The organism is Hufsiella ginkgonis (genome assembly GCF_009834915.1).
Lineage (GTDB): Bacteria > Bacteroidota > Bacteroidia > Sphingobacteriales > Sphingobacteriaceae > Hufsiella > Hufsiella ginkgonis.
The window spans coordinates 447,329-470,578 of record NZ_WVHS01000003.1 but is presented as its reverse complement, the minus strand read 5'-3'; the positions used below and the strand labels follow the sequence as shown (position 1 = coordinate 470,578).

24 protein-coding genes are annotated in these 23,250 nt (G+C 49.6%); 9 read left to right on the top strand and 15 right to left on the bottom strand.

The annotated features are described in order from the left end of the window. Window positions 1-15: 15 nt before the first annotated feature. From GS398_RS14365 to GS398_RS14355, 3 genes are all read right to left on the bottom strand, one after another. Window positions 16-609, bottom strand: a complete 594-nt coding sequence (locus GS398_RS14365; protein WP_160907487.1) for a hypothetical protein — start codon at window positions 607-609, stop codon at window positions 16-18. 2 nt (window positions 610-611) lie between these two features. Further along, window positions 612-1,103 (bottom strand): RNA polymerase sigma factor, encoded by a 492-nt coding sequence (locus tag GS398_RS14360; protein ID WP_160907486.1) that lies wholly within the window; start codon window positions 1,101-1,103, stop codon window positions 612-614. Between the two features lie 168 nt (window positions 1,104-1,271). After that, window positions 1,272-1,883 (bottom strand): alpha-ketoglutarate-dependent dioxygenase AlkB family protein, encoded by a 612-nt coding sequence (locus GS398_RS14355; RefSeq protein WP_160907485.1) that lies wholly within the window; start codon window positions 1,881-1,883, stop codon window positions 1,272-1,274. Window positions 1,884-1,982: 99 nt separating this feature from the next. Here GS398_RS14355 and GS398_RS14350 point away from each other — a divergent pair, with 99 nt between their 5' ends. From GS398_RS14350 to GS398_RS14335, 4 genes are all read left to right on the top strand, one after another. Continuing rightward, window positions 1,983-4,511 (top strand): PAS domain S-box protein, encoded by a 2,529-nt coding sequence (locus GS398_RS14350; RefSeq protein WP_160907484.1) that lies wholly within the window; start codon window positions 1,983-1,985, stop codon window positions 4,509-4,511. Window positions 4,512-4,685: 174 nt separating this feature from the next. Next, entirely contained in the window at window positions 4,686-5,243 is a 558-nt protein-coding gene (locus tag GS398_RS14345) for a YciE/YciF ferroxidase family protein (protein WP_160907483.1), read from the top strand. 365 nt (window positions 5,244-5,608) lie between these two features. Next, window positions 5,609-5,929: an ArsR/SmtB family transcription factor gene (locus tag GS398_RS14340; RefSeq protein ID WP_160907482.1), complete on the top strand. Its 321-nt coding sequence runs from the start codon at window positions 5,609-5,611 to the stop codon at window positions 5,927-5,929. Continuing rightward, window positions 5,926-6,429: an SRPBCC family protein gene (locus GS398_RS14335; RefSeq protein ID WP_160907481.1), complete on the top strand. Its 504-nt coding sequence runs from the start codon at window positions 5,926-5,928 to the stop codon at window positions 6,427-6,429. Before GS398_RS14340 ends, GS398_RS14335 begins: the two co-directional genes overlap by 4 nt. A gap of 91 nt (window positions 6,430-6,520) precedes the next feature. On the opposite strand, the gene GS398_RS14330 is transcribed toward GS398_RS14335, so the two are convergent. From GS398_RS14330 to GS398_RS14315, 4 genes are all read right to left on the bottom strand, one after another. Continuing rightward, window positions 6,521-6,979: a hypothetical protein gene (locus GS398_RS14330; RefSeq protein WP_160907480.1), complete on the bottom strand. Its 459-nt coding sequence runs from the start codon at window positions 6,977-6,979 to the stop codon at window positions 6,521-6,523. A gap of 132 nt (window positions 6,980-7,111) precedes the next feature. Continuing rightward, window positions 7,112-8,311 carry a thioredoxin family protein gene (locus tag GS398_RS14325; protein ID WP_160907479.1) on the bottom strand — a complete coding sequence of 400 codons (1,200 nt, stop codon included), beginning with the start codon at window positions 8,309-8,311 and terminating at the stop codon, window positions 7,112-7,114. A 124-nt stretch (window positions 8,312-8,435) separates the two neighbouring features. Then, entirely contained in the window at window positions 8,436-9,872 is a 1,437-nt protein-coding gene (locus tag GS398_RS14320; RefSeq protein ID WP_237488222.1) for a M56 family metallopeptidase, read from the bottom strand. Between the two features lie 38 nt (window positions 9,873-9,910). Beyond that, window positions 9,911-10,306 carry a BlaI/MecI/CopY family transcriptional regulator gene (locus tag GS398_RS14315; RefSeq protein WP_160907477.1) on the bottom strand — a complete coding sequence of 132 codons (396 nt, stop codon included), beginning with the start codon at window positions 10,304-10,306 and terminating at the stop codon, window positions 9,911-9,913. A gap of 192 nt (window positions 10,307-10,498) precedes the next feature. Here GS398_RS14315 and GS398_RS14310 point away from each other — a divergent pair, with 192 nt between their 5' ends. Beyond that, complete coding sequence (locus tag GS398_RS14310) at window positions 10,499-10,909, top strand: VOC family protein (protein ID WP_237488198.1); 411 nt, start codon at window positions 10,499-10,501, stop codon at window positions 10,907-10,909. 140 nt (window positions 10,910-11,049) lie between these two features. On the opposite strand, the gene GS398_RS14305 is transcribed toward GS398_RS14310, so the two are convergent. Then, a complete protein-coding gene (locus GS398_RS14305) occupies window positions 11,050-12,342 on the bottom strand; it encodes a hypothetical protein (protein WP_160907476.1) in 1,293 nt (430 codons plus the stop codon). A gap of 148 nt (window positions 12,343-12,490) precedes the next feature. Here GS398_RS14305 and GS398_RS14300 point away from each other — a divergent pair, with 148 nt between their 5' ends. The 3 genes from GS398_RS14300 to GS398_RS22285 all read left to right on the top strand — a co-directional run bounded on the left by GS398_RS14300 (window position 12,491) and on the right by GS398_RS22285 (window position 14,957). Continuing rightward, window positions 12,491-13,084, top strand: coding sequence for a hypothetical protein (locus tag GS398_RS14300; RefSeq protein ID WP_202406073.1), 594 nt, complete (start codon window positions 12,491-12,493; stop codon window positions 13,082-13,084). An 88-nt stretch (window positions 13,085-13,172) separates the two neighbouring features. Further along, window positions 13,173-14,159: an aldo/keto reductase gene (locus GS398_RS14295; protein ID WP_160907475.1), complete on the top strand. Its 987-nt coding sequence runs from the start codon at window positions 13,173-13,175 to the stop codon at window positions 14,157-14,159. A gap of 639 nt (window positions 14,160-14,798) precedes the next feature. After that, on the top strand, window positions 14,799-14,957 hold the full coding sequence (locus GS398_RS22285; RefSeq protein WP_202406072.1) for a hypothetical protein: 159 nt from the start codon (window positions 14,799-14,801) through the stop codon (window positions 14,955-14,957). On the opposite strand, the gene pstB is transcribed toward GS398_RS22285, so the two are convergent. The 7 genes from pstB to GS398_RS14260 all read right to left on the bottom strand — a co-directional run bounded on the left by pstB (window position 14,958) and on the right by GS398_RS14260 (window position 19,432). Then, on the bottom strand, window positions 14,958-15,719 hold the full coding sequence (gene pstB / locus GS398_RS14290) for a phosphate ABC transporter ATP-binding protein PstB (RefSeq protein WP_160907474.1): 762 nt from the start codon (window positions 15,717-15,719) through the stop codon (window positions 14,958-14,960). Next, window positions 15,712-16,557: a phosphate ABC transporter permease PstA gene (pstA, locus tag GS398_RS14285; RefSeq protein WP_160907473.1), complete on the bottom strand. Its 846-nt coding sequence runs from the start codon at window positions 16,555-16,557 to the stop codon at window positions 15,712-15,714. The genes pstB and pstA overlap by 8 nt, the downstream gene beginning before the upstream one ends. Next, window positions 16,554-17,438 (bottom strand): phosphate ABC transporter permease subunit PstC, encoded by an 885-nt coding sequence (pstC, locus tag GS398_RS14280; protein WP_160907472.1) that lies wholly within the window; start codon window positions 17,436-17,438, stop codon window positions 16,554-16,556. Before pstC ends, pstA begins: the two co-directional genes overlap by 4 nt. Beyond that, complete coding sequence (locus GS398_RS14275; protein WP_160907471.1) at window positions 17,435-18,286, bottom strand: substrate-binding domain-containing protein; 852 nt, start codon at window positions 18,284-18,286, stop codon at window positions 17,435-17,437. The genes pstC and GS398_RS14275 overlap by 4 nt, the downstream gene beginning before the upstream one ends. Window positions 18,287-18,302: 16 nt before the next feature. After that, the gene (locus GS398_RS14270) at window positions 18,303-18,476 is read right to left on the bottom strand and encodes a hypothetical protein (RefSeq protein ID WP_160907470.1); all 174 of its coding nucleotides are present in this window, start codon (window positions 18,474-18,476) and stop codon (window positions 18,303-18,305) included. A gap of 87 nt (window positions 18,477-18,563) precedes the next feature. Beyond that, window positions 18,564-18,758 carry a DUF1016 N-terminal domain-containing protein gene (locus tag GS398_RS22850; RefSeq protein WP_369410270.1) on the bottom strand — a complete coding sequence of 65 codons (195 nt, stop codon included), beginning with the start codon at window positions 18,756-18,758 and terminating at the stop codon, window positions 18,564-18,566. 287 nt (window positions 18,759-19,045) lie between these two features. Continuing rightward, on the bottom strand, window positions 19,046-19,432 hold the full coding sequence (locus GS398_RS14260; RefSeq protein ID WP_160907468.1) for a hypothetical protein: 387 nt from the start codon (window positions 19,430-19,432) through the stop codon (window positions 19,046-19,048). A 439-nt stretch (window positions 19,433-19,871) separates the two neighbouring features. Here GS398_RS14260 and GS398_RS14255 point away from each other — a divergent pair, with 439 nt between their 5' ends. Further along, on the top strand, window positions 19,872-23,201 hold the full coding sequence (locus GS398_RS14255; protein WP_160907467.1) for a SusC/RagA family TonB-linked outer membrane protein: 3,330 nt from the start codon (window positions 19,872-19,874) through the stop codon (window positions 23,199-23,201). Window positions 23,202-23,250: the final 49 nt, after the last annotated feature.

The following is a 23,250-nucleotide window of genomic DNA, read 5'->3' as shown; positions in this document are numbered from 1 at the left end:
AGAAATACTACCTGTCTATTGATCAATTTCAGCCAGCAGGCTTTCTGCGGCCGACAGGGTGCGGTTGTAACACCTTAACACCCAAAAGGAAGCGCCCAGGAAAATGGCGATACCAAAGGGAACGACCAGCATCCAGAAATAGGGCTCATGGGCGACGCTCTTGCCCATCATGTCTATTAATACCGGGAAAAACACCAGCATAAACGCGAAACTCGCGACCAGGTTTATCACCTGGAACTTCTGGAAACGGATCCGCTTTTGCGCCTGCCGGCGGATCGCTTCCGCATAACTGATGTCTGAAAGGCTGATCTTTTTCAAATCGCGCAGCATCGAAAGCGAAATGAGCGGCAATACCACGAGGTAAGCGACAGACAGTGCGCCAAATACTTGCATGAGCGGCTGGTGAATGCGGTAAAAATTCAAGATTAGCGCCGCCGCGAATACAAAACAAAACACAGTAGCGATCTTTTCAGGTAAGGCGATGCCATCGAGGCGTGAGCGGTATCGTTGTTCAGTCATTTTTTCAATCATTTGATGGGTGAGTTTATCTTGTTTTTCTACTTTCCTGCCGAGGTCCTCCCAGGCAGCTTTCATTTCTTCTAATTCCATGATCAGGCGGTTTTGTTAATTTGCGATTTTAGTTTTTCCCTTACGCGGGAAAGCTTTGTAGCCACGTTGGTAACGGTAAGTCCCACAATAGCAGCGATCTCCTCGTAGCTCCTGCCCTCGAGGTAAAGCAGTACGATGCCTTTTTCGAGTAAGTTAAGCTGCTGGATCTGCGCATACAGCGTTTTGATGCGTTCCTGGGCGGCGGTGTCGTCGCTATCCGGCAGTTCCAGCACCTCCGGGTCAAGCGGTATGGTCCGGATACCGCGCTTACTCTTTTTCAAGTGACAGATCGCCGTATTAAGCGCGACGCGGTAGATCCATGTGCCCGGTTTCGACGCTCCTTTAAAAGAGTCCATAGACTTCCATAACTGGTACACGGTTTCCTGGTACAGGTCTGCGCGATCGTCGCGGTCGTTGGTATAAAAGCTTACCACTTTCAGGATAATTCCTTCGTGCGCTTTAATGATGCTTACAAACCTGCTTTTCTGATCCATTTTGTTACTACCTCCTATTAGTAACTGAAATTGCTAAAAAATCACAACGCGGGAATATTTTGCGGAGGTATTAAACGGGTGCCGGTGCCGCAGAGGGCAACGGAAACACGCGCTAAACGGATGGAATAGCCAACCCGGGAGGCACTTAAAAGTAAAAAGCAACCGGGATTAACGGTTAATGATGCGGAACGTGAGATTCACCCGCGCCTTCATCGGGACGACCGACTTGGCGATGCGGTGCTCCCAATGATGCTGCAGATCGCCTTTCATCAACAGCAGGGAGCCGTTCTCCAGCCTGACCGCATATTTCCTTGCATGATCCCGTTTATGGCGAATGTCGAACCGGCGTACCTGCCCGAAGCTTACGGAAGCGATTAACGGCTGTTTACCCAGCTCGGTCTCGTTATCACTGTGCCAGGCTACGGAATCGTTTCCATCACGGTAGTAATTGAGCAATACGGAATTAAATAACGCCCCTGCAAGCGGCTCGATGCGCTGCTTAATTTCCAGCAGCTCCTTGGTCCACGGCAATGGCCTGAACCGGTTTCCCGAAAATGCGTAATCCCTGCCTGTATCGCCAAACCACGCCGTTAACCGGGGAGTGATCACCGGTTTGCCGTACATGCTCACTACCCGCTGCTCCCATGGAATGGTGCGGATGAATGTTTGCAGGTACGTTTCGCTTTGTCGTTCATCGAACAGCTGTGCGCGGTAATCAAGCACATCGGTCGGTAAACCGGTACTTTGACCGGATTCGCCAAATATGGCCAGTTGTTCCATAATGCAATATTACTAACATTATTAGCAATATCAAATATCGTGAGGTGTTTTGTAAAGCCGCCCTTTACCATCAATCAATTCTTTATTTATTATTGTAAAATGGATCAATACAAACCAGTAAACTCCGTAGAAGAGCAATTTAAACAGGCGCTGGAAAAAGAACAAGCGCTAAATGAAGAGCTCGCCACCACAAATGAGGAACTGGCGGCAGCAAATGAAGAGCTTACGGTCACGAACGAAGAATTGAACCGCGCCCGGGAGAGCCTCGCGGTATTAAACGGCCAGCTGGAAAACCTGGTGGCCATGCGCACGGCTGCCTTAACGGCCAGTGAACATAAAACACGCGGCATTGTAGAAAATGCGCCCTTCCCCATTGGTGTATATACCGGCAGGGAACTGCGGATCGAGCTGGCCAACCAGGCGATCATGGATGTATGGGGCAAGGGAAACGAGGTGATAGGTAAACGGTACACCGAGATACTGCCTGAACTAAAAGGCTCCGGCATTTTCGAACAATTGGATGGTGTTTTTACTACCGGGATCCCCTTTCACGCCCGTAACCAGCGTGTGGACCTGGTAATAGGGGGAACGCTGAAGACCTTTTATTTTAATTACAGCTTTACCGCGCTGCGGGATAACGAAGGGATTATTTACGCGGTGATGAACACCGCCGCCGACGTGACCGACGTCGTGCTGGCCAAACAACAGGTAGAGCAAAGCGAAAAGAACCTCCAAAACATGATCCTCCAGGCGCCCGTAGCCATGTGCATCATGCTCGGACCGGACCATGTGGTGGAGGTAGCCAATGACCTGATGATCGCTCTTTGGGGCAAACCGGCGCACCAGGTAATGAAGAAGCCCATTTTTGAGGGACTGCCCGATGCGAGAGGTCAGGGCCTGGAGCAACTGCTGGGCAATGTATACCAAACGGCCGTCGCTTTTAAAGCGAGCGAGCAGCCCGTATCCCTTCTGAGGAACGGGAAATATGAAATGGTATACCAGAACTTGGTTTACGAGCCTTATAAAGATGCCGCAGGCAATACCCTCGGCATAATAGCAGCCACCATTGATGTAACGGAACAGGTGATGGCCCGCAAAACACTCGAGAAAAGCCACCGGGACCAGCAGGAAGTGAACGAAGAGCTGGCCGCCAGCAACGAGGAACTGGCGGCGGTGAACGAAGAGCTCACCGCTATTAACGAGGAACTGATAGAAACGCAGGAAGACCTCTCCCGAAGCGAGAAGCTTTTTAAATCGATCGCGGTAAACATCCCGGGATCGATGGTGATCGTGATCGACAAAAACCACCGGTTCGTGGCCATTGAAGGCGACCTGATGAAAAAGCTGGGGTATGACGGCAACGATTACGTAGGTAAACATCCCAGCGAGGTAAGTCCTCCGGAACGTTACGAAGCATCGAAATATTTATATGACCGGGTGCTGTCGGGCGAGCAATTTTCGGTAGAACGAAAATCAGCCACCGGCGAAATTTTTATGGTGCATATGGTACCTCTTAAAAACGAGGTGAATGAAGTGTATGCAGGCCTGATCATCGCCCTGGATATCAGCGAAATTAAAGCAGCTGAAGAGAAGAGCGCCAAACTTGCCGCTATCATACATACCTCCGATGATGCCATCATCAGCAAAACACTCGAAGGCATTATTACCAGTTGGAACCATTCGGCTGAACGCATATTCGGGTATACCGAACAGGAGATGATCGGCCAGTCGATCCTGAAACTGATCCCGACAGACCGGCACGAAGAAGAACCCCGTATCATTGGCCGCCTGAAGCGGGGAGAACGCGTAGAACATTTTGAAACTAAACGCATCACCCGGGACGGTCGTGAGATCGATATCTCGCTGACCATTTCGCCGGTGACCGACCCGCAGGGCAACATCATTGGGGTTTCCAAAATCGCCCGTGATATTTCGGAAAAGAAACTCGAAGAAGTGCGCAAGAACGATTTCATCGCCATGGTAAGCCACGAGCTGAAAACACCCCTCACCTCGATGAACTCCTACGTACAGATACTGCTTTCCAAGGCCAGGAAACAAGACGACAGCTTCGCGGTGAACGCACTTACCCGGGCGGGCGTACAGGCGAAGAAAATGACGACGATGATCGCCGATTTCCTGAGCCTCGCCAGGTTGGAGGAAGGAAAGATCCATCTGAGCAAACAATCCTTCGCCTTGTGCGAGCTGCTGGACGAGATCGTAACCGATGCCCGGTACCTCACTACCAAGCACCGGATCCATTACGACGATCACCCCGACCTGTTAGTGAACGCCGACCGGGATAAGATCGGTCAGGTACTGATAAACCTGCTAAGCAATGCGATAAAATATTCACCAAAAGGCGGAGACATTAACATACGCTGCGAACGGCTTGACGGAAAAGTAAAGATTTCCGTAATAGATGAGGGCGTGGGCGTTAGCGAAGCAGATCAACAGCGCCTGTTCGACCGGTTTTATCGTGTAAAGAATGAGAAAATGAGGACCGTTTCGGGTTTCGGCATCGGTTTGTACCTGGTTTCGGAGATACTTAACTACCACAACAGCTCCATCAGTGTCATAAGCAAAGAAGACGTAGGCTCTACCTTCTTTTTTTACCTCGACGAAGCGTAGTACAAGTAAAACCCGCTTCTGCAAGGTATTTTTACGCGTATCTTATATCCTACATCATTATGGCCGATTGCCCGCGCAGGGATACAGTCGGCATCGTTATATGCCTGTTTTGCTGTGTAATATGTTCATGGCACCATTATCGCTTATTGTTGCTTGCAAACACTTATCAATCTCATGGCTACAAAAACAACAAGCAAAAGTACGGTCAAGGCACCGGCAAGCTTAACAGGAAAAATGGAAGATTCAGAATTTCACCAGTTCTTTGTCGACGAGTTAAAGGACATCTACTGGGCGGAAAAACACCTTGTAAAAGCGCTCCCTAAAATGCAGAAAGCGGCTACCAGTCCTGATCTCGCAGCGGCTTTCCAGAAACATACCCAGGAAACACAAACGCATATCGAAACACTCGAACAGGTTTTTTCCCTCCTGGACGAAAAGGCCGTAGCTAAAAAATGCGATGCCATGGAAGGCTTGCTTGAAGAAGCAAAAGGCATTATGGAAGATACCGAAAAAGGCACCATGGTACGCGATGCAGGATTGATCCTGGCCGCACAGAAAGTGGAACATTACGAGATCGCCACGTATGGCACGTTACGTACCCTGGCTCAAACCATGGGTCATACCGATGTTGCAGAACTCCTGCAGCAAACCCTGGACAATGAAAAAGCGACAGACGTCGCCCTTACAGAAGCCGCAGTAAGCTTCATTAACGAGCAGGCGGCCGCTGAGTAAGCACCCTGCGATATCTTGCATAAGCCGTTTAGCGAAAGTTAAGCGGCTTTTTTTTATTAAAGGGAGACATACACCGGCAGGAAGTTAATCGGATCAGGCTTAAAGTTTGGGAGCTATTAGCTTTTAGCTATCAGCAATCATCTTGGATTACTGTCAAACCTGGAATACTAATCAGAAGTATCTCAACGTCAATTACTTATCTTATAAGGTATACTTACGGGCGAAATGCTGATAGCTGACAGCCAAATCTACTCCCCGGAAATCCAGCTTGATCCGCCTAATCCAAATAGTTTAAAAAACATTTGCGAAACCAACTAGTTGCGTATATATTTGCAACCAATCGGTTTCGAAAAATAATACTGGATATGAGAAGAGATGTTTTCCAGGCCATCGCAGACCCTACCCGGCGGGCCATTATTTTATTGATCGCATCGCAGGCGATGACTCCCAACTCGCTGGCCGAGCATTTTGACACTACCCGCCAGGCGGTATCGAAGCACCTTCGGGTGTTAACCGAGTGCGGGCTGGTAAAGCAAGAACAATCCGGACGGGAAATTTATTACGAAATAAACGCGGAGAAGATGACTGATATCGACAAATGGCTCGACCAGTTCCGGAAGATCTGGCAAAGCCGGTTCAACCAGCTTGATGAAATCCTGTTAACCATTAAAAATAACCAAAAATGAGCAGCAACTTAGCATTCGACTTTTCTGTCGACAAAGAGAACAAATCCATTACGGTAACCCGTGAATTCGCAGCAGCACTTCCGCTCGTATGGGAATCCTACACCAATCCGGCCATCCTCGACCAGTGGTGGGCGCCAAAACCGTGGAGAGCCCGTACCAAAGGCATGGATTTTCGCGTAGGCGGAAGCTGGATCTACGCCATGGTAGGGCCTGAAGGCGAAGAACACTGGGCTATGGCTACCTACCAGGCGATCGAGCCGGAAAAAAAATTCACCGTTACAGACGCCTTCTCCGACGCAGACGGCAACGTGAACGAGGCTATGCCAAAATCAACGTGGGAAGTAACGTTCAAAGATAAGGGAGATGTTACGCTGGTAACGTCGTACATTACTTATGATGACCTGGCGCAACTGGAAGCTACTATTCAAATGGGCTTCAAAGAAGGACTTACCATGGCGATGGAAGGGCTGGACGAGTTACTGCCGACGCTGAAGAAATAAACCCGGTATTAAACCTGAAAAAGACCGTCCTATTAGCTGGGACGGTCTTTTTGCTGATCAAACAACAGGCAGCGGGATCGCTTATTACCGGTTATTTGAAACGGATCATGGAAAGCATCTCGCCTTTGGGTGTTTCCCGGGCGGTATAATAAAGGCTAAGCTCATGACCCGTATTTTTCTTTGCTTCCGCCAGCAGGTCTTTTACGGCTATCGCCATCTTCGCCTCGGGAACGGTGGTATCGGCAAACGGCCATGTATGTACGAGATGGCCATCCTCATCTTTTAATGTGAGGCTCCGGCCGGTACCGTTCCCTTTACTCATACAATGAGTGTAGCCGATCTTTAGCTGGCCGTTTTCTTTGGCCTTGTCTAACTGCAGTACCCGGAGATTTAAAGGCTGGTTCACGTAATGCTTCGATACCAGCTTGTTGTCCAGATAGATCTCATAACTGTCCAGCCCGAACCTGCTGGTAAAACTGGACGTGGTAAAACTTAGGGTGATGAGCGCAAACAGTAACATGAATGCCCGATCAGATCTGAAATTTTTCATGTGCTTTTAATTTAATTAAATGAATAATTGTTGACGTTTCAGCACAAGATTAAGCGTACGATATAGTTCGGCGAAAAATAGTAGAGCAATAACCAAAATAGTAGATAACATGCGGAAAATAAGCCAGTGTAACTATTTGTTCCGTTGGTCTGAATTAAATTGGTTCAGCCACTTTTCGCTCCCCGTTACATCTTCTTTAGCCAGCTTGCCGGCAGCGATCGCTTGTTTCATAATGAGGTAGCTCTTGTTCTTTTCACCGGTTTTAAAAAGCAAGCGGGCATAAGTATCAAGGTGATCATATTCCGGGGTTTTGCCTGCAATGGCTTTCATCCATTCAGCACAGGGTTTCAACACACTTATCTCGCTGCATTTTTCTGATGCGGCGCGACAAAGCCGGGCAGTCTCGTAATCGCTTACCTGCTGCGCGTTTTTACGTGAACTGAAGCTTTTTAATGCTTCCGTCCACCTGCCCTCCTGCTGAAGCATCTGTTCTTCCATGCCGAGCAGGTACTGCTTAGTTTCCCCGGTATCCAGGTGCTCCTTAGCAAGCCGCACCGCGGCATTAAAAGCCGACCGGTCTTTTGCGTCAATGGCGTCGGATAGCTTCGCAGTGATCATCATTGTAAGAATGAACTTCACATCCAGTTCGCCGTAGAGGTCTGCATATTTCTTTTTATTCTCCAGGAAGAATTTGTTCACTTCGTCGGTCGCCCCCTGGAAATAGCACAATATGGCGAACGGAACTTCCGAAAGATAGTCGGAGTTGCTCTTCCAGTAATCCGTTACCTTAGCCGCTACCCCTTTGGTATTAACGCGGAACACGTAATCTTCATAAAACCTAGGGTATGTGAGGTCGGTTGACGCCGACACGCCTTTAATAAATTTGTTTTCGGCGGCATTGGCGCTGGCTTTCCTAAGAAAATCCAGGTAGGCCGGGACCATCTTTTCCCCGGTACCACTGGAGCCAATTAACCGGTTCACTACGCGCTGCGCAGGATTGAGGACTACCGTAGTGGGGTAAAACGATACATGGTGCTTGAGCGTGAGCCTGTGCACGTTATCCTTTTCCGCATCGTATCTCAGTACTACGAACTGCCCGGCAAACTGTTTGCTTACGGTGGTGTCTTTGAACACCGCTTCATCGAGCTCTTTACACGGAACGCACCAGGTAGTATAAAAATCGATGATCAACAGCTTATTCTGCTTAACTGATTCCGTTTTCGCCAGTGTATAGTCCTGATTTATCACTGTTAGTTGCTGGGCATAGCTTAGCAGGTTAAGGAGCACGATCGCCAGCGAGATCGCACCGCTTTTACGATGAGTGGTGTTCATTTGGTAAGTTATTAAGGGTGAATTTTTGCGTATATAGCACTCCCATGCCCGCAGGGTCCGGGAAAAAAATAAAAGCTGTATATGATGAAGAGCCGCTTTTCGCGGCATTGATTGCGGATGTTAATTACCCATCAGGCGTACCGCCGATTATATCCGGTAATTTACTGGCGAAGCGTTTGTTATACTGCTCTATCGTTTGACGGTATTCTTTCATCTTGAGCTCGTATCGTTCAAGCGCCTGGTGATATTCTTCTATTTTTCGATGGTATTCCGCTATCTTTTCAGGGTACGCCGCCATGAGGGCTTCGTGCTCCCGTTGTCGCCGGGCATATCGCTTCATTTGCTCCGCTTGCGGGCCAGGCGAAGTACCGCTTTCTACCACCTCGCCCGTTCCATCGTCGCTGGCGGCCGGTTCATCTCCGGGATAAGGATCCTGGCTGGCATCGGTCGTCTCACTGCTATGAGGGAGAACAGGTTTGCGGCCGGGTGATATTCCGGCAGTTACCGCGGCCGGAACAGTGTTTCCCACAGCTGGGCTCATTACCACGTTAACCGGTAAAGCGGCAGTTATCATTGGCGTTAAGCTACGCGAAATATCCGCCTGCGCTTTTTCGGGAGCCGGCGTACGCATGCCCATCATCGCTGTTAATACCAGGATGGACAGCATGCCGGAATATACCAATGCTTTCACGCTTCCGGCATCGTTTACCGGAAGGGGATTCCCCACGATCCGGTTAATGCGTAGAAATAACTGATCTTTCGAACCGGCGAAAGCCAGGGGAAACCGGTTTCGATAAAGGGCATATTCCTTAAAACTGACCAGCGCATTTACGAATGTCATTCGGTCTGGTATATGCTTAAGCGCCAGGTCATCACTGCAATGTTCCCGCTCAACACGCATTGATCCGGATATCCATAATAAGCCGGGATTAAAGAAAAACACGGCCTCGGCAAGGCCCTGAGCCAGGTTTACCAGGTAGTCGTTTCGGCGAATATGAGCCAGCTCATGCAGCAGCACCGCTTCCAATTGATCAGGCGGCAACGAGGCGAGCAACCCGGCCGGCACCAGGATAACAGGTTTCAGGTGGCCGAGAAGTACCGGGGCACTGACCAGCGTCGATTCCATGAGTGCCACCGTTTTACTTATTTTAAGCGTGTTGGCCAGTGCCTGCAGTTTGTGTTTCCAATAATCAGGTGCTTGCAACGTGCCCGAGCGGACCCGCGACTGATGATGGGCGATACCTACCGCGAACCGGGCAACATGGATCATAAAAATAACGAACCAGGCGGCTACGATCGCCGGCGAATAAACCCGGAACCCGGAAAGCGCTCCGGCAAAAGAGAGGTCTGCAAGATTGGACATGTACGGCGTGTAATGTTCACCTTTAGTTAAACCGGCCAATTCCCTGAAAAATATAAATCCGCAAGCGGCAACAAAACAGGAAAACACAGCAAGTAATACATTATACCTTGCTGTGGGGCTAAACCGCCTGCCGGCTACCAGGAACACGGCAGAAACAATGCTCAACAGTCCCCCTATCCAAACGGAGTGTACAAGCATGGCGAAGCATGCCCCGGATAACCCGAATATCATGTCATTCATGGTTTCTGCATAGTATTGATTAACCCCTTGATTTTCCGGAGCTCTTCTGCCGACGTTTGATCGTCGCCAAGCAATGCCAGCACCAGGCTGCTGGGCGAGCCTTTATACATACTGTCTACAAACCGGCTCAGCATCGTCCGTTTTACCTGTTCCTCCTGCGGAACAGCGCTGTACAAGTGCCTCATATTGCTTTCGTCGCGATTAAGGATGCCCTTCTCTTTCATTACCTGCATAAGTTTAAGCGTAGAAGTATACACCACCTCCTCTTTATGCTCATTCAACTTGTCGTGAACAAACCTGACAGTTGAGGGACCGTATTGCCAAAGTACCTGCAAAACGTCGAATTCTGTTTTGGTGGGCGTATACTGTGCTGATTGATCGGGCTGTTGCATAACCCAAAGGTACGTATTAAAACGTACGTTCCAAATATTAGTTAAATATTATAAAAAAAGCCTGGGAGCCGGTTAACCGCTATTGAAAATGTAAAGCGAAGATCACCTTGTCGCAAACGGCACCGTAATTGTCGTATTCAACCCCCGGTTAACAGCGTTGATTAACCGACCTTTGAACAGATCAAAAACAACATGATGAGACCGAAAAAAATCTGGGCCAACCTGGCAGTGAAAGACGTAAAAAGGACCATGGAATTTTATACGACACTTGGATTCAAACTCAATGGCGGGCATAACAATGGAAAAGAACTCGCCAGTTTCCTGGTTGGCGATAACGATTTCGTAGTACACTTTTTCCGGAACGATCTTCTTAAAAAAGCGATAGAAGGCGAATTAGCAGACCTATCAAAAGGAAATGAAATAATATTTACGCTTTGGTCAGACAGCAAGGCCGAAGTGAACGCCTGGGCTGAAGAAGTTCGCCTGGCCGGTGGAACGTTATTCAGCCGACCTGCCGAGTTTGGCGAAGGCTATTATGGATTTGTTTTTGCAGACCCCGACGGGCATAAATGGAACGTGTTTCATATGCAGAACGAATTATAAAAGGCCACGGATTTTTTGGTATAGTTTAGTATAGTAAAGCAGTCTTTCGCTTCCAGGAGAATACGCGCCTGGATAACCTGTAAGCAGCCAATACATTTGCACTCCCGGCCAGGTGCTATCCCCCGCTAATTCATCACCCATCAATAACTGAGATAGAACACGCCCTCGGTAACCGACTTGTCGGCAAGCGTGGCCGGTTTATCACTGGCCAGGGTAGCGGAGAAAGTCCCCCGTATGGTGCGCGCCGCAGGATCGATGGAGATCACTTCCAGTTGCCCGCCTGCCGTAGCCCCGTTCACGCTCCAGGTGTTCGTAGTGCCCTGCAGACCATAAGAGGGACGTTTAGTTTCGCTGAAGGTGAGATTCGAATTCGCAGTTCCCCTGAAAGTATATTTTCCCGGCCCGGTGACGTTTTCCAGGGCGACGGTTAATGCCGTAGTGGTAGTGAGCATATTTTCCGGGGTCGGGCCGCTGAATGAAGTCTGCTGCAAAGAAAATTTCAGCAAGCCATCCGCGAAGCTGGCTGTCAGGTTGTAGCGCAATGAACTTTTCCCATCTATTTTATACGAAAGGACGCGCACTTCGTTATCATACTGGAACGAAACGGTCCCCATATCGGTCTCCTTCCCGGCGGTCACCGCCACCTCGATATCCGCATGCGGCAGGTAAGGGATATAGGTGGTAAAGCTGATCTTATAAGCGCCCGGGAACAGTACTGGGAATCCAAAACTGCCTTTTGCCCGGTCTATGGTCCCTAATATCACATCGCCGGTTTGGATACTGGTCGCTTTTACCGATCCCAGTACAGACACCGGATTCATTTTCCCGGTAATACTTCCGGACGATCCCTGTTTGCAAATGACGCTGCCCAGGTTTAACGGTTTTCCTTCGACGGTAGCTCTCATATCCTGGGGTGCTTCCGCGGGAGCATTGGCAGCGAAGTTTATAGCATATTCGCCGTTGGGAAGGATGATGGTAAAAGATCCTGTGGAAGCATTCGGGATAGCGGTATACACCCTCCCGTCGTTAAGCACCGTGGCGGTAACGCTCTTTCCAAAACCTGCCGGCAATACTGTTCCATATACGCTTCCGCTTGGAGCGATGGCCTGCTCGAAGCTGATATTCCCGGCATCGGCGGTCTGCCCGCTCTTAACTTCCAGCTCTAAATTTATGGTTGAATTGAAAGCCGGGTTTGCAGGTACAAACAACCTGTATTTTCCGGCAGGGAGGTTATCTAACTTAAAAGCACCCGTAGCGGGCGACACCCCGGCCGAAAAACTATTTCCCGAAGCGTCTGTCGCATAAATAACAGCGAATACGCCGGGAGGCGTTATACTCCCGGTAATAGCGCCCGCACTGGCTACAGGAGCGCCGGTCTTTTTACAGGAGGCGAAGAGAGCCGCAAGGCAGATCACCAGTAATATTTTTTTCATATATGGTCGTAGCCGGCAAAGATACCAGTTGTATTCATACCGCGCAATCCCGCAAATTGGGTGATCCTGGTCCGGACAAGGTCACCGTTCATAAATTCTTGTATTCCTTACTTCACGTAATTCCGGGATAATTCCTATTTTCAGGCTGATGAACTTGATTACGATGAATATTCCCGGGCAGTGGGTAGAAAAGGCGCAGATGATCCGCGCCCGGCGTGACTTGCTTTACGGGAATATCTATGAGGAGGAAGATACCGACCTTCGCTGGACGGGCGACCTTGGGGAGATCTGTTTCAATCACTGGCTTAAGCGCAGCGGCGTACGGGACGCGCAATGGCACCTGGAAAACGCCGCCGGGCAAGCAGACTTTACGATAAACGGCGTGAGAACAGATGTCAAAACCGTTAAGCGCAAGGGCCCGCCCCGCCTTGATTATACGGCTCAGATCACCGCCCGGCACAAGGATCATCCCATAGACCAGCTTTTCTTTATGAGCTACGAATACCCGGCAGAAAAAATGTGGTTTCTCGGCGGCATCTCCATGGCCGGATTTATAGCCGCGGCGGCTTACTACGGCCAGGGGGAGCAGGTACATGAACATTACCGCGTACGCAAAGGGCATGAAATTTATAATGCACGTCTTACTATTTTACAGGCACCCGAACAGTGGCTGAACGGTATAAATACTATGGGCGGCCGGAAGTCGCCGGAGAATACCGGAACGAAAATTGACGATGCGTGATTCCCGGCCATCTTGCAGTTTATGCCCGGGCCACGACCAGGTGTCACCAACTTAAAACATTTGACTTTCTTTTTATTACTATAATATTATGAAATACAGGAAATTAGGAAATACCGGTGTCGAGCTGTCCGCCATTGGCCTTGGCTGCATGGGGATGAACCATGCCTACGGCGAGGCGAATGACGAGGAATCGGTCGCCACGTTGGAAAAAGCGATTGAGCTCGGGATCAACTTCTGGGATACGGCAGACGTATACGCAAACGGCGCCAACGAACAACTGGTGGCCCGGGTGCTCAAACCTAACCGGCAGAAGATCTTTATAGCCACCAAGTTTGGTTTCGAGCTGCATACCTTCGGCAAAAACACCGCGTTCAACGGGTCGCCGGCTTATCTTAAAAAGGCGGTCGAAGACAGTTTGACCCGCCTGCAAACCGATGTGATCGATCTTTACTATGCACACCGGATCGATCCGAACGTACCCGTTGAGGAAATGGTCGGGGCCATGGCCGGCCTGGTAAAAGAAGGCAAGGTCCGTTTCCTGGGCCTGTCGGAGGCTTCGGTCAACTCGGTCCGCCGTGCCCATGCCGTTCATCCTATAGCCGCATTGCAAAGTGAGTATTCCCTGCTTACCCGCGAGCCGGAAAAAGAGATCATCCCGCTTTGCCGGGAACTGGGAATCGCCTTCGTGCCCTTCAGCCCGCTCGCACGCGGCCTGATGACCAGCACGCTGGATGTCAGCACCCTTGCCGATAACGATTTCCGCAAGTCTCTTCCCCGTTACCAGGCGGAATATGCCGAGAACAATAATAACCTTGCCAGGGCTTTTGCAGAATTCGCAGCTGAAAAACACTGTACTCCGGCCCAACTGGCCATCGCCTGGGTACTTGCACAGGGCGATCACATCATCCCCATTCCGGGGACTAAACGAAGAAAATACCTTAACGATAATGCCGGCGCGGTGGAAGTGGAATTGTCGTCAGCCGACCTGCAGGGCATCGAAGCCATCCTGCAAAAATATCCCGATACAGGTGCGCGCTACAATGAAGCCAATAATAAATTCGTAGACAAGAATTGATCAACCGCAGGTATCTTTGATAAACGAGGTTCCGCAAACTGCTGATTTAAATGATAGCGTCGAAAGGTGATAGACGTTTACTTTTTCAGCCGGTTCTTTCGTTTCTTCTATGACGGAAAGGTCAGCCGCCAGGGCCGCTTCCGCACCTGTAACCCCGCGAATCGGCCGATGTCCAGGGTGAGCCTTTTGTTCCAAGCCATCGTATCCGTTAATTAAATACCGGGCGACGAGCAGGATCGGCCGCTTACAGGTAAAAACAAACTCATCGTTTTTTGCCGGGTACTTAACATCCGGATTTAGCCCTGAGTGCCTGGTGCATGGCGGCTGTTGAAATTACAGGAATGCAGGCCTGCGCAAATCACTCCCGTTGTTCAGCTTCCCGGACTCTCAGTCCTGAAGGCAGCAGGAAAGCACATTCGAACGGGTTCGACATCAAACTGTGGACATGGAATAGCGATCTACAAATCGTTAACGGATAAAATCATTTACGGATCGGGCAGGAAGGAAAACCCGGTAATAATCTCCGGTTTGCGTAAAACGGCTGGATAGACGTTACGGTACGGCATGCTATCATGGGAAGATTAATATAGGGGTAACATTCAAACCCGTACATTGGCACACAATCTAACCGCTAACTCTATGAATGTAAATTATTTATTTGTCGGCGCAGTAGCTATTGCCGTTATCGCCCTTCTTATTTTCCTGATCACTCGGAATAATAAGGACAAGAAAAGATTCGAAATGGAGAACAATAAAGCTGAGCTCAAGCCCGAAAAACATACCGGGGAACAGATTTAATTACCCGAAGTGCCCCTTGACATAATTCGCGGTTAACTCATTTTTGGGATTAGCGAACATGTCTTTGGTTTGTCCTTCCTCGATGATCTCTCCAAGATACATGAACACGGTTTTATCCGCTACGCGCTGCGCCTGCTGCATGTTGTGCGTAACGATCACAATGGTAAAATCCTTTTTCAGCTTAACGATCAGTTCCTCGATCTTTAAAGTACTTAACGGGTCGAGTGCCGAACAAGGTTCGTCCATCAGGATCACTTCCGGGCGAAGGGCCACCGTGCGGGCAATACATAAGCGCTGCTGCTGTCCCCCGGAAAGCCTGGTTGCCGGCTTTTCCAGCTCATCCTTCACTTCCTCCCATATGTAGCTTTCCCTGAGGGCGTTTTCGATAATCCCCGGGCGCTCCGCTTTGGGAATATCGTTGATCTTTAACCCGTAATTGATATTCTCGTAAATACTTTTGGGAAACGGGTTGGCTTTTTGAAAAACCATCCCGATGCGGCGGCGCAATTGAGTGACCGAAAGCCCTTTCTCGTACAAGTCCTGGTTTTCCAGCATAAATTTACCTTCGATGCGGGCGTCCGGCGAGAGGTCGTGCATCCGGTTGAATGCCCGCAGCAGCGTACTTTTACCGCAGCCCGACGGGCCGATGAGCGCCGTGACCTTATTGGGCTCGAAATCCACGCTGATATTCTTTAATACCTGCTTATTACCGAACCATAGGTTTACACCTTTTGCCGAAAGCTTTACCAGATCGTTACTCATTCTTACTGTATTTATACCGGATATAAAATGCGGTAAGGTTTAACAAAAACACCACGATAAGCAATACCAGCGCCGTTCCGTAAGCCAGCGGGCGAACCGCCTCGATGGCCTGGTGCTGCGTAGAAAGCATATACAGGTGATAAGGCAGCGCCATAAACTCCTGGTTGAGGTAGCCGGACGGGTTATTAATGTAAAAAGCTACGCCTGTAAACAGGATCGGCGCTGTTTCTCCTGCTGCACGCGAAAGCGTAAGCACCAGCCCGGTGAGCATTCCCGGCATAGCCGAAGGGACCACTACATCCCTGATGGATTCAAACTGCGTTGCTCCAACTGCCAGCGCGGCTTCCCTGGTACTGGCCGGGATCCGGCGAAGGGCTTCTTCGGTAGTAATAATGATGTAAGGAAGCGACAGTAATCCAAGTGTGAGTCCGGCCGACAACAATGAAGTTCCCATCTGCAGTCCCTGTACGAAAAGCGCCAGGCCGAACAACCCGTAGATGATAGACGGCACCCCGGCAAGGTTACGAATGCTGGCGCGGATCAATCGCGTGAGCCAGTTATCGGCAGCATATTCATTCAGGTAAATCGCGCAGCTCACACCAAAGGGCGCGGCGACAAGTGCGGTGATCATAGTGAGGAGTACCGTGCCTGTAATGGCCGGGAGGATTCCGCCGCTTGTCATCCCTTGGGTGGGCAGAGAGCTTACGAAATTCCACGATAGTGAGGAAGCACCTTTGCTTACCAGGTCCCACAGGATCACCACCAGGAAAAAGCAAACCAGGCCGGTAGTGATAAGCAAGGTGCCCCATTCCAGCAATGGCGTCAGTTTCTTCCTCATGCGCTATGATATTTACGAAACTTGTTCACAAAATGCTCACCCACAAGGTTTACCAGCAACGTGATGAGGAACAGCACTGCGGCGATGGCAAATAACGCGTAATAATGAGTGGTTTGATAAGGAACTTCCCCCATCTCGATCGCTATCGTTGCGGTAATGGTCCGGACAGAGTGGAAGAAGCCTTTCGGGAAAGCGGAGGCGTTGCCTGTGGCCATTAATACGGTCATCGTTTCGCCGATGGCACGGCCAACGCCCAGCATCACCGCTGCAAGAATGCCCGGGGCCGCTGCAGGGATGGTTACCCGGGTAAGCGTTTGCCATTTGCTGGCGCCTACGCCATAACTTGCTTCCTTATACGTGTGCGGGATACCTTGTAAAGCATCTTCGGCTACCGTAATAATGGTTGGGAGCGCCATGACCGAAAGCAGTATCGCTCCATTTAGTGCATTTAACCCGTTTGGCTGACCGGTTACGGCGGCGATTCCCGGCCCCAGGACTACGATCCCCAAAAAACCGATCGCGACCGACGGAACTGCAGCCAGCATTTCTATCATGGGTTTCAAAATATTTTTCCATCGTTTCCCCGCATACTCTGACAAGAATGCTGCTGTACCTATCCCAAGTGGAATGGCAATGGCCATGGCACCGAGGGTGACAAGACAGGTGCTTACCAGCAAAGGCAAAATTCCGTAATGCTCACCTGACGGGTCCCACTGGGTCCCGGTAATGAAATCCATCGGTTTTATTTTCAGGAAAAAGGCGATGCTGTTCCATACCAGCATAAAAAAGATCCCGCCCAATATGGCGATCACTATTAAACCTGTCGTTCTGAACAGCGTTCTTGCCACGCCGTCTATCCTTTCTCTCGCTGCTAATTTCATTGGGTGGACTTACCGGGTGTAATGATGTAATAACCGGATGCCCGGATGAGGTCCTGGCCCGTTTTGCTCTTTTCAAAATCTATAAAGGCTTTTACCTTATTCCATGACGTCTCAGGGATGAACTGGTAAAGCGGGCGCTGGAAATAATAGCGCCTGGCCATAATGGCTTTTTTATCCAGGGGGGATATGGCTGTAAGGCCTTTCACCGGGCTAATTTTCAACACCTTAACAGGTTGGTCCGTTCCGTCGTGCAGGATGTACCCGGCGCCCACATACCCGATTCCCGATTCGTCCATTTTCACTCCCTCCATGATCTGGGCGTTCCCGTTCATCTCTTTGGCGTCGCGGCTAAACCGGATCTTTAGCTTTTTCTTTACGAACGAGTGCGTTCCCGAATTGCTTTGCCGTCCATAGATATTGATGGCCATGTCTTTACCTGTGATCGCTTTCCACGATTTTAATTCACCGCTTAGTACCTTTTTTAAAGAGACAACGTCTATAGAATCCAGCGGGAAACTCTTTCTTACGATAAATGCGGTGGCGTCTTCCGCGAAGACCACGGTGCGGATAGCGATATTCTTTACCTTAAAGAGACTGTCTTCTTCCGCATTAAGCGGGCGCGAAGAATTGGCGATGTCGGCTTGCCCGTTCAGGAGCGACGCAATACCCAGTCCCGAACCGCCGCCGGAGATCGCTACGCTGAAGCCGTCATTCACTTTGTAAAAGTTTTCGGCCAGGTTCACGGCCAGGTTTACTTCGGTATCAGAGCCCTTCACTTTTATGGCCTTGTCCCTATTGCTGCATGAGGCAAAGACAACCACCAGTGCGACCATGAATCGATACTTCATAGGAGCAGGTCGTGATTTACCGGCTGCCGGCATATAACAGGCTCTCAAGGGAGATATTCCGGATCGTTACCACTTCCCTACAAACGGGACAGGTTACCAGCAAAGCTTTCATCGGGGTAGTAAAGGCCTCTGCTATGTCCTTATCGGGCACTTCGATCGCACCCTTGTGCTCAGGGCAGACAATATTCATAGACCAAAATTAAGGCTGAAAGATAAACTCAGGTTTATGTCAGCGTTAAGTCTTTCTACCTATATTCAGTCATCATCTAAGATCGCTTTAACCCTGTCCTCTAGCACCTTTTGGTCTGGCAAATACAACTGGTATTTGGTATTTGAGGTAAAACTGGCGGCAAAGGTAGATATTGCTCTTACTGAATCCTTTACCAAACTGCAACTTCAGATCTTTAGAGAGGTTGGTTAATAAAGCACTGCCGTAATCCGGTACATGGAGATCCCAATGCTGCGTTTGCACTGGCGGCCGGGCAGGGCGTTTCTTTCGGGCGACTGCCACCGGCGAGCTTTTAACCGCGGCAAAAGGCGGGACGCATGGTTACGTGCCAACAGATTTTAAAGAAATTCAAACCGGTTTCGTCGCTTTCGGCCGCGAGATCAAGCCAGGGGTAGTATTGACGGTGATGGGACAAGAGGATATCGCGCCGTTACCGCGACCCTGCTTGGCCTTACTTTAAAAACTGACGGGTTGCTTACCCGGGAATATTGGCCCCGGTAAAAAAGTAGCAACAGTTGATTAGCCAGTAGCTAATCAACTGTTATTTCTCCGCCTTGAACAGGGGAAACAGCATCGGTGTCGGCTTCCTTCTTTACCACTGCTTTTCCCTGGTGGTTGGATGCCGCCCGGCGTGGTTTATTGTTTTCCGCGCCGCTTAGTCCGGCATCAGCTTTATCGGCTTGTTTGCCTTCAGCAGCCGGCGAAACCACGATCACAGGCTCACTTTTCTTAAAGTGTGCGGAGAGTTTTTTAGCCAGCTTCTTAGCTGCTTTGTCAATTTCCTTGCTTATTTTTTTTGAACCCTGGTCGAATTTCGCTACCGTGTCCTTCAACTGGCTTGCCAGGTCCGTCGTCAATTCTTTCCGGATTGCCTGGCGGGCAGCTTTGGCCATCGTTTTTTTACTTTGTTTGGTCATGTTATGAGGTCATTAATACCGATAGCAAAAGTAGATTAATAATACGTCAAGTCTATATTATCATTATGTTAAGATATCCAGATGCTGACGAACATGATTAATCTATTAATAAAGCACATGTTACTTAATTCAGAAAAAAAAGGCGCAGCAGGCAGATAACCTAAATGGGATACGCATATCCAATGACAGATACAGGCGAGCCCGTTCTCATATCGAACTGCCGTTTCAGGCAATTACCATGAGCCGGAAACTGGTAAAGTACTGCGATGCGGTGGATTGCTTTTCTGAAACTAGTTGGCCACACCCTTCAATTTTGAACACTTTCTTTTTTGGTCAATTAACATTACCCGAACCATAAGTTAATACAACGTTCACATTTTTGCAGCGGGCTATTCATAAACACTAAACGAACCGATGGCCCGATTATAACTGTATTATTATGAGAAGATCCTTTACTCATTTTTGTAAGGTGCTTTTTCAAATTGCCTTTAATTTCGGGCATTTTGAGGTATGGAAGGCATCCTTATTAAACAGGCGGCCCTCCCGGCACTCCTTCGCGAAATTTTTACCGGTAGTAGCCGCCCTGGTGCTGGCTCCCCCGATGGTGTCGCAGTTACAGGCACAACAAGCGGCGCTCATTACCGTAAGGGGCACTGTGATAGATGCTGCAGATTCTTCGCCTCTGCCCGGCGTATCAATTGTTGACGCGCAGCGGAAAGGCTTTGGTGTTACGGATGCAAATGGCGTATTTACTATCCAGGTGCCAAAAGGTACGTTGGTACAGTTCCTTTTTCTTGGCTATAATGTGTATACAGCAACATATACCGGGAGCCAGGATAAATTAGTTATAAGGTTGCAACCCGGCACCAGCATGATGAACGAGGTGGTCGTAACGGCGCTCGGCATTAAACGCGAGCAGAAATCGCTCGGTTATGCTACCTCTATCGTTGATAGTACAGCGCTTACTAACGCAGTAGCCGCTAACTGGACGGATGCGTTATCCGGAAAAGTTGCGGGTTTGAACCTGGTACGCAACAGTGGTCCCGACGGGTCGAACAAGATAATCCTCCGCGGGGAAAATAACCTTACGGGCGATAATGAGGCGCTTATCGTAATTGACGGCGTGGTAGCCAGTGCGAGCAATTCCCGCAGCGCATCGCCTTCGGGCGGCGTGTACGGCACGTCGGGCGATAACCTGCCGGTTGACTATGGAAGCGCCATCAATGACATCAACCCGGAAGACATCGAAAGTGTAACCGTATTGAAAGGTCCCGGCGCCGCCGCGCTTTACGGACAGCGTGGCGCAAACGGCGCTATCCTGATCACCACCAAATCAGGGAACCTGAAAAGAAAGAAACTGAACATCAACTTCACTTCAAACACCACCTTCGAGGAGGTTAACCGTAAACCGGATCTTCAATCGGAGTATGGACAAGGGCTATTAGGCGCCGCCTATTATTCAAGGTCGGCATCCGCAGATGGCCCTGGTACCAACGGAACGAGTTCTGCATGGGGGCCCAGGTTCGATGGGCAGTATTATTTCCAATACGACCCGGTGACTCAAGGTACGGCAACCGTACGTACACCCTGGGAATACAAGGGGAACCCGATAGATACCTTCTTCGGGACAGGAAAAGAATCCAATAACTCGGTGAGTCTCGACGGCACCATTAAAACAACAAGTCTTCGCCTGGCGCTAAACCACACGGACAATGAATGGATCGCTCCTAATACCGGGTACGACCGCACTTCGGTGGCATTATCAGTTAATTCGAAGATCACCAAAAAGCTGACCCTTACGGCTAAAGGCACGTACAATAATAAAAATAGCGATAACCTGCCTGCCACCGGGTTTGGCAACCAGGGATACATGTATTGGGTGTATTTTTCACAGCCCAATATCGACCCGAACTATTACAAGGATTATTGGGTACACGGGTCAGAAAACCGTGCGTTTATAAATATTACGACCACTACCTTGGAATCGCCATGGGCAATTTCGTATGAGTATTTAAACCCGCAACGCCGCAATGGCTTTGTCGGCAATCTTCAACTCAGTTACCAGCTTGCCAAAGGGCTTACGGCCCAGGTACGCGCCACGCTCGATCTGAATAGAGATATAACCGAGCAAATACGGCCATACGATGCCGCCGGATCGAAATTTGCGCAGGGATCGTACCGTATTCAAAATGCCAGGAAGTATGAGAAAAATGCCGATGCGCTGATCAGGTACGAGAAGAAGGTAAGCAGGGATATCGGGGTGAACGTAACAGCAGGCGGGAGCATCCTGCGAAACGAATATAATAAGGCGGAGAGCCGGGCGGACGGTCTGCGTGTTCCAAGAATCTGGGATCTCTCTAATAACCTGAATCCCGTCATATCGATCCCCGATACTTCCAGGTACCGCTTTAACAGCGTGTATGGTTTGATTTCGGCATCATATAAAGATTACCTGTTTGTTGATGTAACCGGCCGGCAGGATTGGAGCAGTGTGTTAGCCTCGCCATACCGGACCGCAGCCGTGGGTTTCTTTTACCCATCCGTTAATATGGCCTTTATTCCTTCCGATCTTTGGGACCTTCCCGCAAGTTTTGACCTGGTTAAATTAAGGGCATCCTATTCACAAGTGGGGAGTGGTAGTACGACCTCCTATCTTACGTCTTATAACTACGTACCTGCCAACAACGGGTTGTACCCTATCAATTCAACCACCAATCCGGCCGTTCTTCCGGCGCTGAACCTCAAACCGCTGATAACTACCACCCTTGAAATAGGTACCGATATACGTATGTTCAAAAGCCGTTTGTCGGTGGATGTTGCTTTATATCACGGGAAAACGAGAAACCAGATCTTAACCCGGGTAGTAGACCGCTCATCGGGTTACGCCAGCTCTATTATCAACGCCGGGCGTATCGACAATGAAGGCCTTGAAATCGGCATGAACGGAACGGTACTTCAGTCTAATAAAGGCGGCTTTAAGTGGACCTCGTTTGCGACATTCACCGCTAACAGGAACGAGATCAAGGAATTATTAGACAGCTCCGTGGTGCTCCGCAACAGCCCCATCGGCAATGCCCAGGTAATAGCAAACGTTGGCGGCAGCATGGGCGACATGTATGGCGTCGGCTTCGCACGTACTAAAGAAGGACAGATCATATATAAAGCGGATGGTACGCCATTAACCGCCGCAAACCCGGTTTACCTCGGTAACTCCATACCGAAATTTAAAACGAGCTGGGGAAATACGTTCAACTACAAAGGCTTCAGCTTAACAGCATTGTTTGACGCACAGTTTGGAGCTGTAGGCAACGCATTTTCGTTAGCGCGTATCGCCGAAAACGGCAAATCAGCGCTCACCCTCCCCGGGCGCTATAATGGCATCATCGGGGTTGGCGTTACAGAGAATCTGGATGCGTCGGGCAAGGGTACCGGGACGTACCGCACCAATGATATCATTGCTACAAACCTGAACGCTTATTATAAAGCGGTTTACTACGATAACTCCGAGGGAGCTATGTTCAGTACCGATTTCGTAAAGTTCAGGGAGGCAAACCTTACGTATATGCTGCCGGCTCCATTCGTTAAAAAGATGGGTCTGAACAAGGTAACTGTAGGCGGGTTCGGACGTAACCTTTACATCTGGTCGCCATGGCCGGTTTTCGATCCGGAATTCGGTTCCCTGGCAGGTACTGATATTGTAACAGGTTTCGAGGTAGGGCAGCTTCCGTCTACGCGGACGTTCGGTTTCAGGATCACTGTGGGCCTTTAAAAATTAATCTGGTGGCAAATGATAGCTTCATTGCCGTTAAAAAACAATT

Coding starts and splice junctions, on each gene's coding strand:
- GS398_RS14310 (WP_237488198.1), top strand. CDS start 10,499: ATGATGAGACCGAAAAAAATCTGGGCCAACCTGGCAGTGAAAGACGTA.
- GS398_RS14365 (WP_160907487.1), bottom strand. CDS start 609: ATGGAATTAGAAGAAATGAAAGCTGCCTGGGAGGACCTCGGCAGGAAA.
- GS398_RS14305 (WP_160907476.1), bottom strand. CDS start 12,342: ATGAAAAAAATATTACTGGTGATCTGCCTTGCGGCTCTCTTCGCCTCC.
- GS398_RS14325 (WP_160907479.1), bottom strand. CDS start 8,311: ATGAACACCACTCATCGTAAAAGCGGTGCGATCTCGCTGGCGATCGTG.
- pstC (WP_160907472.1), bottom strand. CDS start 17,438: ATGAAATTAGCAGCGAGAGAAAGGATAGACGGCGTGGCAAGAACGCTG.
- GS398_RS14315 (WP_160907477.1), bottom strand. CDS start 10,306: ATGCAACAGCCCGATCAATCAGCACAGTATACGCCCACCAAAACAGAA.
- GS398_RS22285 (WP_202406072.1), top strand. CDS start 14,799: ATGAATGTAAATTATTTATTTGTCGGCGCAGTAGCTATTGCCGTTATC.
- pstA (WP_160907473.1), bottom strand. CDS start 16,557: ATGAGGAAGAAACTGACGCCATTGCTGGAATGGGGCACCTTGCTTATC.
- GS398_RS14335 (WP_160907481.1), top strand. CDS start 5,926: ATGAGCAGCAACTTAGCATTCGACTTTTCTGTCGACAAAGAGAACAAA.
- GS398_RS14360 (WP_160907486.1), bottom strand. CDS start 1,103: ATGGATCAGAAAAGCAGGTTTGTAAGCATCATTAAAGCGCACGAAGGA.
- GS398_RS14270 (WP_160907470.1), bottom strand. CDS start 18,476: ATGAATATTGTCTGCCCTGAGCACAAGGGTGCGATCGAAGTGCCCGAT.
- GS398_RS14300 (WP_202406073.1), top strand. CDS start 12,491: ATGAACTTGATTACGATGAATATTCCCGGGCAGTGGGTAGAAAAGGCG.
- GS398_RS14355 (WP_160907485.1), bottom strand. CDS start 1,883: ATGGAACAACTGGCCATATTTGGCGAATCCGGTCAAAGTACCGGTTTA.
- GS398_RS14340 (WP_160907482.1), top strand. CDS start 5,609: ATGAGAAGAGATGTTTTCCAGGCCATCGCAGACCCTACCCGGCGGGCC.
- GS398_RS14255 (WP_160907467.1), top strand. CDS start 19,872: ATGAGAAGATCCTTTACTCATTTTTGTAAGGTGCTTTTTCAAATTGCC.
- GS398_RS14350 (WP_160907484.1), top strand. CDS start 1,983: ATGGATCAATACAAACCAGTAAACTCCGTAGAAGAGCAATTTAAACAG.
- GS398_RS14275 (WP_160907471.1), bottom strand. CDS start 18,286: ATGAAGTATCGATTCATGGTCGCACTGGTGGTTGTCTTTGCCTCATGC.
- GS398_RS14330 (WP_160907480.1), bottom strand. CDS start 6,979: ATGAAAAATTTCAGATCTGATCGGGCATTCATGTTACTGTTTGCGCTC.
- pstB (WP_160907474.1), bottom strand. CDS start 15,719: ATGAGTAACGATCTGGTAAAGCTTTCGGCAAAAGGTGTAAACCTATGG.
- GS398_RS14295 (WP_160907475.1), top strand. CDS start 13,173: ATGAAATACAGGAAATTAGGAAATACCGGTGTCGAGCTGTCCGCCATT.
- GS398_RS14345 (WP_160907483.1), top strand. CDS start 4,686: ATGGCTACAAAAACAACAAGCAAAAGTACGGTCAAGGCACCGGCAAGC.
- GS398_RS14260 (WP_160907468.1), bottom strand. CDS start 19,432: ATGACCAAACAAAGTAAAAAAACGATGGCCAAAGCTGCCCGCCAGGCA.
- GS398_RS14320 (WP_237488222.1), bottom strand. CDS start 9,872: ATGCTTGTACACTCCGTTTGGATAGGGGGACTGTTGAGCATTGTTTCT.